The organism is Brevundimonas sp. ZS04 (assembly GCF_001956865.1).
Taxonomy (GTDB): domain Bacteria; phylum Pseudomonadota; class Alphaproteobacteria; order Caulobacterales; family Caulobacteraceae; genus Brevundimonas; species Brevundimonas diminuta.
The window spans coordinates 13045-26583 of record NZ_MTHE01000013.1 but is presented as its reverse complement, the minus strand read 5'-3'; the positions used below and the strand labels follow the sequence as shown (position 1 = coordinate 26583).

12 protein-coding genes and 1 tRNA gene are annotated in these 13539 nt (G+C 67.8%); 5 read left to right on the top strand and 8 right to left on the bottom strand.

What is annotated here, in order from left to right; all coding sequences use genetic code 11:
* Window positions 1-40 precede the first annotated feature (40 nt).
* Complete coding sequence (locus BJP32_RS13950) at window positions 41-856, bottom strand: Crp/Fnr family transcriptional regulator (protein ID WP_143255479.1); 816 nt, start codon at window positions 854-856, stop codon at window positions 41-43.
* 194 nt (window positions 857-1050) lie between these two features.
* A tRNA-Arg gene (locus BJP32_RS13945) sits at window positions 1051-1127 on the bottom strand.
* A gap of 152 nt (window positions 1128-1279) precedes the next feature.
* Between BJP32_RS13945 and BJP32_RS13940 the strand changes: the two genes are divergently transcribed.
* Window positions 1280-3058, top strand: a complete 1779-nt coding sequence (locus BJP32_RS13940; RefSeq protein WP_083674007.1) for a gamma-glutamyltransferase family protein — start codon at window positions 1280-1282, stop codon at window positions 3056-3058.
* A 15-nt stretch (window positions 3059-3073) separates the two neighbouring features.
* Here the strand turns inward: BJP32_RS13940 and BJP32_RS13935 are convergent, their stop codons facing one another.
* Window positions 3074-3931, bottom strand: coding sequence for a lipid A-modifier LpxR family protein (locus BJP32_RS13935; protein WP_233126849.1), 858 nt, complete (start codon window positions 3929-3931; stop codon window positions 3074-3076).
* Between the two features lie 159 nt (window positions 3932-4090).
* Entirely contained in the window at window positions 4091-5974 is a 1884-nt protein-coding gene (locus tag BJP32_RS13930) for a ribonucleoside-diphosphate reductase subunit alpha (RefSeq protein WP_040344597.1), read from the bottom strand.
* Between the two features lie 277 nt (window positions 5975-6251).
* Between BJP32_RS13930 and BJP32_RS13925 the strand changes: the two genes are divergently transcribed.
* Together BJP32_RS13925 and BJP32_RS13920 are read left to right on the top strand one after the other, a co-directional pair.
* Window positions 6252-6989 (top strand): phosphatase PAP2 family protein, encoded by a 738-nt coding sequence (locus tag BJP32_RS13925; protein WP_046654494.1) that lies wholly within the window; start codon window positions 6252-6254, stop codon window positions 6987-6989.
* A gap of 124 nt (window positions 6990-7113) precedes the next feature.
* Window positions 7114-8433, top strand: a complete 1320-nt coding sequence (locus tag BJP32_RS13920) for an acetyl-CoA hydrolase/transferase family protein (RefSeq protein WP_076224541.1) — start codon at window positions 7114-7116, stop codon at window positions 8431-8433.
* Between the two features lie 3 nt (window positions 8434-8436).
* Here the strand turns inward: BJP32_RS13920 and BJP32_RS13915 are convergent, their stop codons facing one another.
* Complete coding sequence (locus BJP32_RS13915; protein WP_076224539.1) at window positions 8437-9093, bottom strand: glutathione S-transferase family protein; 657 nt, start codon at window positions 9091-9093, stop codon at window positions 8437-8439.
* Window positions 9094-9242: 149 nt separating this feature from the next.
* On the opposite strand from BJP32_RS13915, the gene BJP32_RS13910 reads away from it, so the two are divergent.
* The gene (locus BJP32_RS13910; RefSeq protein ID WP_003164004.1) at window positions 9243-10289 is read left to right on the top strand and encodes a ribonucleotide-diphosphate reductase subunit beta; all 1047 of its coding nucleotides are present in this window, start codon (window positions 9243-9245) and stop codon (window positions 10287-10289) included.
* 72 nt (window positions 10290-10361) lie between these two features.
* On the opposite strand, the gene BJP32_RS13905 is transcribed toward BJP32_RS13910, so the two are convergent.
* From BJP32_RS13905 to BJP32_RS13895, 3 genes are all read right to left on the bottom strand, one after another.
* Window positions 10362-10880, bottom strand: coding sequence for a cell wall hydrolase (locus BJP32_RS13905; protein ID WP_233126848.1), 519 nt, complete (start codon window positions 10878-10880; stop codon window positions 10362-10364).
* A 102-nt stretch (window positions 10881-10982) separates the two neighbouring features.
* Window positions 10983-12488, bottom strand: a complete 1506-nt coding sequence (locus tag BJP32_RS13900) for a sensor histidine kinase (RefSeq protein WP_083674006.1) — start codon at window positions 12486-12488, stop codon at window positions 10983-10985.
* A complete protein-coding gene (locus BJP32_RS13895; RefSeq protein ID WP_003164001.1) occupies window positions 12485-13213 on the bottom strand; it encodes a TVP38/TMEM64 family protein in 729 nt (242 codons plus the stop codon). Before BJP32_RS13895 ends, BJP32_RS13900 begins: the two co-directional genes overlap by 4 nt.
* 179 nt (window positions 13214-13392) lie before the next feature.
* Between BJP32_RS13895 and rpmH the strand changes: the two genes are divergently transcribed.
* Complete coding sequence (gene rpmH, locus BJP32_RS13890; protein WP_003164000.1) at window positions 13393-13527, top strand: 50S ribosomal protein L34; 135 nt, start codon at window positions 13393-13395, stop codon at window positions 13525-13527.
* Window positions 13528-13539: the final 12 nt, after the last annotated feature.

The window sequence follows — 13539 nt, the reverse complement described above, 5'->3', positions numbered from 1 at the left end:
GGGGCTCATGACGCTCGCTCTCTCTCTTTTCGTTCGGGTTTCAGTGAAGGGCGTGGTCGTCGACGCCATAGTCGCTGGCGGCGCGCAGATGGGCCTCGTCCAGAAGGGTGACCCAGCCGCTCTGCATGGCGATCAGCCGCCCGCGCCGCATCTGGCCCAGGGTGCGGCTGACATGGACCAGGCTCAGTCCGAGGGCGTCGGCCAGGGTCTCCTGGGTCAGCGGCAAATGCAGGCGGTCGCTGGTGCACAGCCCGGCGCGCTGCAGCCGGTCGCGCAACTCCAGCAGCAGGTGGGCCAGACGCGCCTGGGCGGATTGCCGGCCCAGCCGCACCACATGGTTCAGCAGGCAGGTTTCCTCGTATCGGCGCGACGTCGCCAGGGCGCGGCGCAGCCGATCGTGGCGCGGGTCTTGAAGCGCCAGGATCTCGCGCAGCATCAGGGCGTCGACATATTCGACCCGCGTCAGGGCGATGATGGTCGTCTCGTCCAGCGGACGCGGATCAAGGCTCAGCCCTACGGAGTCTCCGGGCAGCAGGAAGCCGAAGATCTGGCGCTGACCGTCGGCCAGGATGCGTTGGCGGCACGCCCATCCGCTCAGGATCAGGCGCGGCGAGGCGGCTCGGCCGTCGGGATCGAAAGGCTGGCCCGCGGGCACGGCTTCCTGGAACACGCACAATCGTCGGATCAGGGCGCGTTCTTCATCGCTCAATCGGGTGATGGAGGCGAGATTGCGCAGGGCGGCCAGATCGGCCGGCGCGGATACGGAACGGCGCACGCTGACCGCGCGCGTCACCATGCCCTTGCGGGCAGGCGCGACCCACCACCTCCGGCGGTCCGGCTTCCGTCCCTCTCGCACACCATCTCAGGCGTTCCTCCGGACAAGAAACGGCCACAATGCGACGGTCGTTCCTGCCAAGGCGCAGAAACGTTGATTTTATATTAACTTGGCGATGGAGGGTGTGGGTTGTGAAACCGTCGCAGCGTCGCGCAGCCAGAGCGGACGGCGCATATTACGGCCGTTTCGCCTTAGATCATCATGATAAAGAGAGATGGCGCACCCGAAGAGATTCGAACTCCTGACCCCCAGATTCGTAGTCTGGTGCTCTATCCAGCTGAGCTACGGGTGCGCACCGCCTTGCGGGCAGGGCCGGGTATCTAGCGGGTCGCTTTCGTGCTGGCAAGCAGGTTTTCTCAGAAAATCTTGAGAAAATGCGGGGTTGGCCTCGGAGGCCTGCGGGCCTAGGCATAAAGCCTCCCTGTAACGTCCCGGAGTGCTTGAGTGCGCGCCTTTTCCTTCTCCCATCTGCGCCCTGCGCGCAGGATTTCCTCTCTCGCGGCCGGGACGGCGCTTGCGGCCCTGTTGCTGACGGGATGCGCGACGACGGCGGAAGGGGTTCAGGCCGAGGCGGCGCCGGTTTCGGCTGAAGCGCCTGCGGCGGCCCAGGCCTCCGTCGCCAGGGGGCCGTTCGTGTCGGCGGCCAACCCCCTGGCGGTCGAGGCGGGGATGAAGGTGCTGGCGCGCGGCGGTTCGGCCGTGGACGCGGCGGTGGCCATCCAGGCGGTGCTGGGCCTGACCGAGCCGCAGTCCTCGGGTTTGGGCGGCGGCGCCTTCATGATGTTCTACGAAGCCGAAAGCGGCGCGATCACCGTCTATGACGGACGTGAGACGGCCCCCGCCTCCGCCACGCCCGAGCTCTTCTATGAGAACGGCAAGCCGCTGGCCTTTGTCGATGCGGTGTTGAGCGGACGCTCGACCGGCGCGCCGGGCGTGGTGCCCATGCTGGCCCTGGCTCAGCAGCAGCACGGCGCCCTGGCCTGGTCCGACCTGTTCGGCGACGCCGAGAAACTGGCGCAGGACGGTTTCGTCGTCAGCCCCCGTCTGGCCGGCATGATCAACGGCGATGCCCCCCAGGCGAAGACGCGCTGGGCGACCGAGTATTTCACCAAGCCGGACGGCGCGCGCTATCAGGCGGGCGAGACCCTGCGCAATCCGGCCTACGCCGAGACGGTGCGCCGCATCGCCCGCGACGGCGCGGCCGCCCTGCAGCAGGGCCCGCTGGCCGAGGCCATCGTCGCGGCGGTCAACGAAGGTCCGCGACCCGGCGCCCTGACGGCAGCCGACATCGCCGGCTATCGCCCTGTGGTGCGCGAGGCCGTGTGCGGTTCCTATAAGATCTACACCATCTGCGTGCCGCCGCCGCCGTCCAGCGGCGCCTCCATCCTGGAGCTGCTGGCCATGGCCGAGCAGACGCCGGACATCGACAAGGGGCCGGACAGCCCCGAGGCTTGGGCCGCCTTCGGCCAACTGCAACGGCTGATGTACGCCGACCGCGACCGCTATTTCGGCGATCCGGCCTTCGTCTCCGTGCCGGTCGCAGGCCTGCTGGACCCGGCCTATGTCGCTGAGCGGGCGGCCCTGGCGCCGGCTCTGCGCGGCGCGGCGCCCTATGGCGTGCCGGCGGGGGCGCCGAACGTCGGCGCGGACGCCACGCGCGAACCGGCGGGCACCTCGCACCTGGTCGTCGTCGATGCGAAGGGCGACGCCGTCAGCATGACCACCACGGTCGAGAGCCTGTTCGGTTCGGGCCGGATGGCGGGCGGCTTCTTCCTGAACAATCAGCTGACCGACTTCTCCATGGTGCCGACGGCGTCGGACGGCACGCCTGCGGCCAACGCCGTGGCGGCGGGCAAGCGGCCGCGCTCGTCCATGTCGCCGGCCCTGATCCTGAATCGCGAAGGACGTCTGATCGGCCTGCTGGGCTCGCCCGGCGGATCGTCCATCCTGGCCTATAACGCCAAGGCCCTGATCGGCGCCCTGGCCTGGGGGCTGCCGCTGCAGCAGGCCTTCGACCTGCCGAATCTGGTGGCCAAGGGCGACGGCTTCGGCGCCGACACCGAAGGCTTCCCTGAGGCGGTGCGCGACGGCATGGCGGAACGGGGCGTCGAGCTGCGGCCCAATACGACCGAGACATCGGGCCTGCATGGCGGGCTGTGGCGGAACGGGCGCTGGGACGGGGCGGCCGACAGCCGCCGTGAGGGCGTGGCGCGGACGCAGTAAGGGGCGCGAGGCCGCCTAGCGCGGCGGGCGGATCGTCAGTTGGAAGGCCACCAGGCCTTCCGACACATCGGTTCTGATGCCCTGATAGCCGCGCAGGCCCTTGGCTTCGATCTCGCGATAGACGACGCCGAAGGAGCTCTGCACTGAGCCCCGGCGATAGGCCACGCCGATGGAGGCGTCGCCCAGGTAGGTTCCGGCGTCCTGGCTGACCCCGGACCGGGCGAAGTCGCCGTCGCGGGTGCGGGCGAAGTTGTAGCCGACCGCCCGCTTGGACCCGGCCGCGTACAGATACCAGCGCGGCCGCTCGCCGAAGGCCTCGTCGCCGTTGGGGGCCAGGCGATCCAGATTCTCGCCGATGCGCAGGGTGGCGCCCGCCTCGGCCGAGGGGCCGTCGCTGCCGACGCCGAAGCCGGCGTGGGGCGTCAGCGACACCTCCAGGCCCGAGGCCGTGCGGCCCTTGGCGGCGGTCCAGCCGCGCGTATAGGTGACGTCATAGCTCTCGCCCGAGAAGGCGACGGGGTCGAGGGCGCGCGGCGGCGCGGGCGAGCCGTCGGCGCGGCGCAGTTCCCCGGTCGTGGTGATCCGCAGTCGATCGGTGAAGCCGTCGCCGGCGAACCAGGCTTCCTGACGCAGTTCGCCCTGATCGGCGCTCAGTCGGGCGACGTCGCTGAACTGCACCGGGGCGCCGAAGGCGGCGTCAGGTTCGGCGGTGAAGGGCAGGCGGCTGTCCAGCCGGGCGGCGGCGTCCTCGAACCGGATGGCGTCGCCGCCGCGCGCGGCGATGGGGCCTTCCACAACGGTCTGCGGCATGGCGAAAACGGTCGTCGGGGCGACCGCCGCGATCATCCATCCTGCCCATGCCATCCGACGCATCAACGGTGCCTCCCGATCCGTTAACGCTTCCACTGTGCACGAACGCCGGGGAACCGCAACGGACTCTTTTACGCCACATTCCTTTATGACGAACGAAACCGCCCGGAGAGGGTTCCCCGGGCGGCTCAAAGGCGATGGCGTTGAGTGTGAGGGCTTGCCCTACTGGCAGGCCAGGCACTCGTCGTAGTCGGTGCGGGCGATGGAGAAGAGGTCCGGCTGGTTCGGATCGATCTCTTCTTCCTTCTTGTCCTCGGCGCCGGCGAAGGCGGCGCGCTGCACCGACTTGGACCGCAGATAATACAGCGACTTCAGGCCCCGCTCCCACGCCGACCAGTGCAGCATGTGCAGATCCCACTTGTTGACGTCGCCGGGGATGAACAGGTTCAGCGACTGCGCCTGGCAGATGTCGCCGGTGCGGTCGGCGGCCAGTTCGATGACCCAGCGCTGATCCAGTTCGAAGGCGGTCTTATAGATGGCCTTCTCGTCGTCGCTGAGGGCGTCCAGGTGCTGGACCGAGCCTTCGTTCTCGAGGATCGAAGACCAGACGGCCTCGGTGTCGATGCCTTTTTCGCCCAGCAGATCCTGCAGATAGGGGTTCTTGACCGCGAAGGAGCCCGACAGGGTCTTGTGGGTGTAGATGTTGGCCGGGATCGGCTCGATGCCCGCCGACGTGCCGCCGCAGATGATCGAGATCGAGGCGGTCGGAGCGATGGCCAGCTTGTGGCTAAACCGCTCCATCACGCCGCGATCGGCGGCGTCGGGGCAGGGGCCCTTTTCTTCGGCCAGGGTGCGGCTGGCCTTGTCGGCCTCGCGGCGCAGGTGCTTGAATAGGCGCATGTTCCAGCTCTTGGCCATGGCCGATTCAAAGGCCACGCCCTGCGACTGCAGGAAGGAGTGGAAGCCCATCAGGCCCAGACCCACCGAACGCTCGCGCTGGGCCGAATAGACGGCGGCGGCCATCGACGACGGGGCGCGAGTGATGAAGTCCTCGAGCACATTGTCGAGGAAGCGCATGATGTCCTCGATGAAGCGGGGCTCTTCGCGCCACTCCAGGAAGGTCTCGGCGTTGACCGACGACAGGCAGCAGACGGCGGTGCGCTCGACGCCCTTATGGTCGAGGCCCGTGTGCAGCATGATTTCAGAGCACAGGTTGGACTGCTTGACCGACAGGCCCAGATCCTTCTGGTGCTGCGGCATCTGCCGGTTCACCGTGTCCGAGAAGATCAGATAGGGCTCGCCCGTCTGCATCCGGATCTCCAGGATCTTGGTCCACAGGTTGCGAGCGTCGACGGTTTTGCGGACCTCGCCGTTCTTGGGCGAGATCAGGTCGAAGGGTTTGCCGTCGCGGACCGCCTCCATGAAGGCGTCGGTGATGTTGATGCCGTGGTGCAGGTTCAGCGAGCGGCGGTTGAAGTCGCCCGACGGCTTGCGGATCTCGAGGAACTCTTCGATTTCCGGGTGGTGGATGTCCAGGTAGACGGCGGCCGAGCCGCGACGCAGCGAGCCCTGCGAAATCGCCAGGGTCAGCGAATCCATCACGCGGATGAAGGGGATGATGCCCGAGGTCTGACCCGCGCCCTTGACCTTCTCGCCGATGGAGCGGACGCCGCCCCAATAGGTGCCGATGCCGCCGCCGTTCGAGGCCAGGGAGACGTTCTCGTTCCAGACGTTCTGGATGCCGTCCAGGCTGTCGTTGACCGAGTTCAGGAAGCAGGAGATCGGCAGGCCGCGATCCGCGCCGCCGTTCGACAGCACCGGCGTCGCCGGCATGAACCACAGCTTTGACATATAGTCGTAGACGCGCTGGGCGTGATCCGCGTCGTCGGCGTAGGCCGTGGCCACGCGGGCGAACATGTCCTGATAGCTTTCGCCCGCCAGCAGGTAGCGGTCTTCCAGCGTCTTCTTGCCGAATTCGGTCAGCAGGGCGTCGCGCGTGCGGTCCAGTTTCAGGCCGTTCACCACCGTCAGCTCCGGCTTGGTCTCGGGCGACGCCGAGGAAACCGTAGAGAATTCCGTCGTCTGCAACGCTTCGCCGCCAGCCATTTTCGTCCCTGTCCCGAACAAATGCGATTAGAAGGCCGTACCGGTTTGAGACACTACATCTAGTGGCTGCTTGCCGGTGTTCGGCTAGATATATGGGTGCATATCCCTAACCGCAGGTAAAGCTCTTGACGGGAGCTTTTCTGACGAATCGGTGGGCGGCTGATCACACCCTGTGGAAATGACTCAGGAAATGCGGGATCACATTTTTCACCGAACCGTCGTCGATTTCTGCGAGAGCTGACAGGGAACACCGCAACAGCTTGGCCGTTAGCGCCCTATGGCCCCGCATCCCACCGCCTTCCTGACCCGCGCCCTGCGCGTCGCCCGCACGGAGATCGCCGCCGTGGCCGCCATGCTGGTGGTCGCCCTGGGGGTGTTGATCTTCATCGAGGTGGCCGACGACATTCAGGAAGCCGACGGCCAGGCCTTTGACCATGCGGTGTTGGCGGCGGTGCGGCCCTTCGCCGATGATCCGGGGCGCCCCTGGGGGCCGTGGTGGCTGCACGAGGCGGCGGCGGATCTGACCTCGCTCGGCGGCATATCGGTGCTGACCCTGTTCGCCGTCATCGCCATCGGCTTCCTGCTGATTATGGGCAAGCGGCTGTCGGCGCTGATGCTGGTCGTCGGCCTGGCGGGCGGGGTGGCCCTGAGCGAAGGCCTGAAGGCCCTTTTCGAGCGCGAACGGCCGCCCGAAATCTATCAGGCGGTGGAGACGCTGAACGCCAGCTTCCCCTCAGGCCACGCCCTGCTGTCGACCGTTTTCTATCTGACGCTGGGGGTCATGCTGACGCGCGCTTTTCCGCGCAAGCGGCTGAAGGCCTATGTTCTAGGCTGCGCGGTGGTGATCGCCCTGCTGATCGGGCTGACGCGAATCTATCTGGGCGCGCACTGGGCGTCGGATGTGTTCGCGGGGTGGAGCGTGGGCGCCGCCTGGTCGATGGCCCTGTGGCTGATCGCCTACGCCGCCGAGCGGCGTCAGCGCCTGCACGACGCGCCCCTGCAGGACGCGCCCTAGGCGTATGGTTTCTTAGACCAAGGTCTAGCGCCGCGAAGGCGCGCGGCTGTCGGATAAAGGCGATCAGAAGCCGTCGCCACGCAAGCGACGGACGCCCTCAAGGACGACGCTTCAGGAGTTTCCCATGACCGATTTCGCCGCCCTCTACGCCGAACGCCTGACGACGCCTCAGGCGGCGGCGGCCCTGATCCCGTCGGGCGCCAAGGTCGCCATGGCCCTGGGCGTAGGCCAGCCTCCGGCCCTGCTGAAGGCCCTGGCCGACCGGGCAGAGGCGCGGCAGGTGGGGGACGTCAACCTCTACTACCTGCTGTCCACCGCCATCGCGGGCGAGACGGTGATGCGCTTCGAACTGACGGACCGCATCCGCCCGCATAGCCTGTTCCACGGCGCCATCGAGCGGAAGCTGGAGGCGCGCGGGATCGAAGAGGGCCGCCGCGCCGTCTGGTTCGTGCCGACCGGCTTCCAGCAGACGCCGCGCGTGCTGACGCGCGAAATCGGCGTCGACACCCTGCTGGCGACGGTCTCGTCGATGGACGCCGAGGGCTATTTCAGCCTGGGGACCAACACCGACTACGCCCTGGCTGTCTCCAAGAGCGCCGAACGGGTGATCCTGGAGGTCAATCCGCACATGCCGCGCGTATTCGGCGATTGCCGCGTCCATGTTTCGCAGGTTGCGGCCCTGGTCGAGCATTCGGCCCCCTTGCTGGAGGCGGGCAAGGCGCCGCAGCAGCCGCAGGATCTGGCCATCGGGGCCTTGATCGCCGGCATGGTCGAGGACGGCTCGACGCTGCAGATGGGCATCGGCGCCCTGCCGGACGCGGTGTGCGCGGCGCTTCACGACCATCGCGACCTCGGCATCCACACCGAGATGCTGACGCCCGGCCTGGTCGAACTGATGAAGGCGGGCGTCGTCACCAATGCGCGTAAGACTCTGCACCCCGGCAAGACGGTCTTCACCTTCTCGATGGGGAACCGCTCGACCTATGAGTTCCTGCACGAGAACCCGGCCTTCGAGGCCCGCCCTGTCGACTATGTGAACGACCCGGCGGTCATCGCCCGCAATGCGAAGATGATCTCGGTCAACGCGACCTTGCAGATCGACCTGTTCGGCGCCTGCTGCTCGGAATACCTGAACGGGCGGCAGTACACGGCGTCGGGCGGCCAGCTGGACTTCGTGCGCGGCGCGGCGGCGTCCGAGGGCGGCAAGTCGATCATCGCCTGCCACTCCACGGCGGCCAAAGGGACGGCCTCGCGCATCGTGGCGCGTCTGGACGGCCCGGCGACGACCCCGCGCAACGACATTCACTATGTCGTCACCGAGCATGGGGCGGTCAATCTGAAGGGGCTGACCGACGACGCCCGCGCCCGCGCCCTGATCAGCCTGGCCGCGCCCGAATTCCGCGAGGGGCTGGAGCGTGAGGCGAAGGCGATGGGCCTGCTCTAGGCCCTAACCCTCCCAACCTTCGTCCAACGGGAACCGCTCGGCCCAGAAGGATTGAAGCTCAGGCAGGGCGTCCACGCGGCGAACGACCTCGGCCATGCCGGGCGCTTTGGCGTAAAAGCGGCGACGCCGAGGCGCCCAGCGGCTGGCGACGGCGACATAGAGGTCCAGCACCGTCATCTCTTCGCCGAGCAGGAAGCGGCCGGGCGTGATCTGGGCGTCCATCATCCGCCAGCAGTCGGCGATGCGTTCGATGGTGCGGCGCTGGATTTCAGCCTGGGCCTGCGGATCGTCGCCGGCCAGGCGAGACGGCTCGTCCCGCACCCAGAACATCGAATAGACGGCGGCGGGGATGAAGCTCATCCAGCGCAGGAACTGCGCCCGGCGCGGATCGTCCAGCGCGGGCGACAGCCGGGCCTGCGGGTGGGAATCGGCCAACCAGATCAGGATGGCGGCGCTTTCGGTGATGACCTCGCCGCCCGGCGTGACCAGGGCCGGAATCTGCCGCATCGGATTGACGGACGCCACCTTGCGCCGTTCGGCTTCTCCCTCCCACGTCGGGGCCTCGATGACGCGATAGTCCTGCCCGATCAGCCGCAGCGTCGCCTCGACCGGGACCGAGCCGGACCCGGCGGCGCCGTAGAGCGTGAAAACCATCCCCATCTTCCTCCCCAATTTCCTGTCACGGAAACACCATATCTAGCGGTCGGTTGAAAAGTGATCGCTAGATGTGCGCATCTTCCCTTGTCCCCGCGCGCCGGCGGACGCATGGTGAAACGCACTTCTTCCGGATTCGCCCCAGGTCTTCTTCGATGAACGCTCCCGCCACGATCATTCGTCCCGGCACGCCCGGTCTGCTGACCCCCTCGGCCGCCTACAAGCCCTTCCGCTATCCGTGGGCCTTCGACATGTGGAAGAAGCAGCAGCAGGTCCACTGGATGCCTGAAGAAGTCCCGATGGGCGAGGACGTCAAGGACTGGGCCGCCAATCTGAACGACGGCGAGCGTAACCTGCTGACCCAGATCTTCCGCTTCTTCACCCAGGCGGACATCGAGGTGCAGGACAACTACATGGAGCGCTACGGCCGGGTGTTCAAACCGACCGAAGTGAAGATGATGCTGGCCGCCTTCGCCAATATGGAGACCATCCATATCGCGGCCTACGCCCTGCTGCTCGAGACCATCGGCATGCCCGAGAGCGAGTTCGGCGCCTTCATGGAATACGAGGCCATGAAGGACAAGCACGACTACATGGGCCAGTTCGGGGTCGACAGCGACGCCGACATCTGCCGGACCCTGGCCATGTTCGGAGGCTTCTCGGAAGGGCTGCAGCTGTTCGCTAGCTTCGCCATGCTGATGAACTTCCCGCGCCAGTCCAAGATGAAGGGCATGGGACAGATCGTGTCCTGGTCGGTGCGCGACGAGAGCCTGCACTGCGAAGGCATCATCAAGCTGTACCACGCCTTCAACAAGGAGACGGGCGCCGTCACCAAGGCCGTGGCCGACGACATCGTCGACTGCTGCAAGACGGTGATCGAGATGGAGGACAAGTTCATCGACCTGGCCTTCGAAATGGGCCCGGTGAACGGCATGACGCCGGACGACATCAAGGCCTACATCCGCTTCATCGCCGACTGGCGCCTGCGTCAGCTGCATCTGCCGGAAGTCTACGGCGTGACCGAGAATCCGCTGCCGTGGCTGCAGGCCCTGCTGTCGGGCGTCGAGCACGCCAACTTCTTCGAGGCGCGCGCCACCGAATACTCCAAGGCGGCGACGCAAGGCGCCTGGCACGGCGCCGACGGCGTCTGGGACAGCTTCGACAACATGATGAAGCGCCGCACGGAATCCGTCGGGGCCTGATCCGGCCTGATCTCAAGCGAGAAAAGGGCGCCCCGACGCGAGGTCGGCGGCGCCCTTTCCTTGTCTGAAGCCTCAGTTCGGCGTCTTGCGGCCCGCGTTGCAGCGCGCCGTGTCGCCGCGCTGACAGGCGGCGGCGGTGGCCCGCCAGTCGGCCATGTCGCGCTCATAGCGGGCCTGGGCCTCGTCGGCGGCGCGCAGATCCGCCTCATGCCGTTCGCGATCGGCCCGCGCCTGCGCCTCCGTCTGCTCCACTTCGGCCTGCCAGCGCCGCTGGGCCTCGGCCTGAGCGGCCTGATTGGCGCGGTCTTCGTTCTCGGCCAGGTCGTTCTGGGCCACGATCTCGGCGTTCAGGGCCTGGGTTTGGCGCAGCTCGTCGGGATCCTGGGCCGAATCCGGCGCGCGGTGATAACGCTCGCCCTTGGACAGCAACATCTCGGCCACGGGATCTTTCGGCGCCGGTTGCGGACGGCTCTGGCTCTGGCCCTGAGCGTAGGCGGAGCCGGCCGCCAGCGAGAAGGCCAGGGTCGTGGTCAGCATCAGCGCCGCCAGGGGACGGGCGGGGCGGGTTTGCGAGGATGGGGGGCGGGTCATGGAGCGCTCCTGGCGGGAGGAATACGAAGGACCGCAAGCTTGGCGCTTTCGGCGTTCAAAGGAAACAACGTCCGGGACGGCGTAAGGCTGCCGTCCGGCGCCCTAGAGCGGCAACAGAAGCTCGAAACGCGTGCCCTGCGGTCCGGTGTCCAGCAGCGTCAGGGCGCCGCCGTGGTTGGCCGCCAGCTCGCGTGAAATGGTCAGGCCCAGGCCCGTGCCGTCGGCCCCGCCGCCGCTGACGAAGGGCTCGAACAGGCGATCGGCCAGGCGCGGCGGAATGCCGGGGCCGTCGTCGCGCACGGTGACGGCGGCCATGCCGTCGCGGGTCTCGGCGCTGACGGTGATGGCGCCCTTGCCGCTCTTGTCCTTGCTCTGGGGCGCGGTCTCGATGGCCTGGCGGGCGTTGCGCATCAGATTGACCAGAATGCGGTGAAGCTGGTCCGGGTCGGCGTTGACGGTGAAGCGGGCGGGCAGGTCGCGCACCAGCCGCACGCCGTCCGGCTCCAGCCCCGCGTCCTCGGCGGCGGCGGCCACCGCGCGGGCCAGCAGCATCTTCTGAAGCTGGGGCGCGGGCTCCTCGGTCTTGCCGTAGGCCAGGACGTTGCGCGCCAGGGTCGAGGCCCGGTCCAGCGCCCGCTCTAGACGGGGCAGGGCGGTCGCCACCAGGGGGTCGGACGAGGTCGACAGCCGCTCGGACGCCATCTGGGCCGAGGTCAGCATGTTGCGCAGGTCGTGGTTGATCTTGGCCACCGCCTCGCCCAGCGCCGCCAGGCGGGCGCGCGAGCGCAGGGACTGGCGCACCTCCTCCTGCATCCGGGCCAGTTCGCGTTCGACCCGGCCGATCTCGTCCTGACGATCCGAGGGCGTTTCGGCCGGGCTTTCAGGATTGGCGGCGAAGCGTTCGATCGAGCGGGTGACGCGGCGCAGGGGCTGCAACACCAGCATCGACAGGGAGGCGTAGAGCAGGCCGCCCGCCACCGCCGCGATCAGCAGCGACATCATCAGGCTGTTGACCAGAAAGCCCTCCAGCTCCTTCTTCAGCGGCTGGGCCGGGGCCAGGATCTCGACCAGATCGCCCGAGCGATAGCGCGGCGCCGCCTGCACCCGCAGCGAACGGTCGGGGTGGCCGAACAGGGTCTTCCACGGGTCCAGCAGCCGCGCCCCGACGTTGCGCTGGCGCAGGTCGATCAGTTCGGGCGCGCGCGGCAGGTTGGGGGCTTGCAGCAGCAGTCGCCGCACCCCCTGTTCGCCGATGACGACCGACTGCACCCCGCCGATGCTCAGCAGCTGTTCGGCGGTGGAGTCCTCGACGGCGGAATAGGGCAGGGCTTCGACCCCGACCGAGGCCAGTTCAGCCGCCTGCAGCCGGTCCATCAGCCACCGCTCCTGGAAGGAGGCGGCGCTGGGCACGATGATCAGGGCGGCGACCGCCAGGGTGAAGGCGACGGTCAGCAGCAGCAGGCGGCTGGACAGGCCGTCGGGCGCGCGGGGCTGCAGCCGCTGGCGCAGGGCGCGCCATGGGGCGGGCGATGTCGCAGGCGGTCTGGCCGTCGTCGCCGGGGTCAGGGGCGTATGAAGCTCCGTCGGAAGGGCCTCGCGTTCCGTCATGACGCCTCCATGCGGGGGCGCGCGCGCAGCTTCTGGGCCAGCTTGAGCAGCAGGGGCAGCAGCATGGACAGGAAGGCGACTCCCATCAGGGGCCAGAAGAATTCCGCGAACAGGCTCCGAATGTCAGGATTCGGGTCCGTGATCAGAACGTCGTGCAGGCTGTCGCCGATCCAGCAATAGATGGTGTGGGCGGGCAGAAGGCCGATGAAGGTGGCGACGACATAGGGCCGCAGCGGCGCCGCCATCACGCCCGCCGCCACATTGATCATGTGGAAGGGCACGGTGACCACCAGCCGCGCGACCAGCACATACCAGAAGGTGTTCTTGTCCACCCCGGCGCAGACCTTGTTCAACAGGCCCGTATCGGCGGCGGCGCGGCGGCGCAGGGAATCGCCCAAGGCGGTGCGCCCCACATAATAGACGGCCAGGGCGCCGACGGTGGCGGCGAAGGCGGTGGCGACGCCGCCGACCCACGGCCCGAACAGATAGCCCGCCGTCACGGTGATGAAGACCACGCCGGGCACCACGCTGGCCGTCAGCAGGCTGAAGATCAGCATCAGGGCGCCCAGCATCAGCAGGTAGCGCTGGGCGGTCAGGGCCTCCAGCGCCGTTCCGTGCTCACGCAGGGTGTCCAGCGACAGATAGCGATTCCAGCCCATGCCGAAGATCACGGCGACGGCGACCAACAGCACGGCCAGGGGCAGAAATCTTTTGACCCGGTTCAAACCGCGCTCCGTCCTCTTTCTTCTGTATCCCTAGCGGATTTCGCGCTGTCGCGCGCGCTTGTCGACTGCACGGAAAAGCGGCTGTGGCGTTGACTCCCGTCCTGTCGCCGCTTATACGCCCGCCTCTCTCGCGGCTGACGCTTGTGTCTGTCGCCAACCCCAGTAACCCGGAGCCGACCGTGAAGCGGACCTATCAGCCGTCGCGACTCGTGCGCAAGCGCCGTCACGGCTTCCGTTCTCGGATGGCCACCAAGAACGGTCAAAAGATTGTCGCGCGTCGCCGCGCCAAAGGCCGCAAGCGCCTGACGGCCTGACGTCACGCGCCC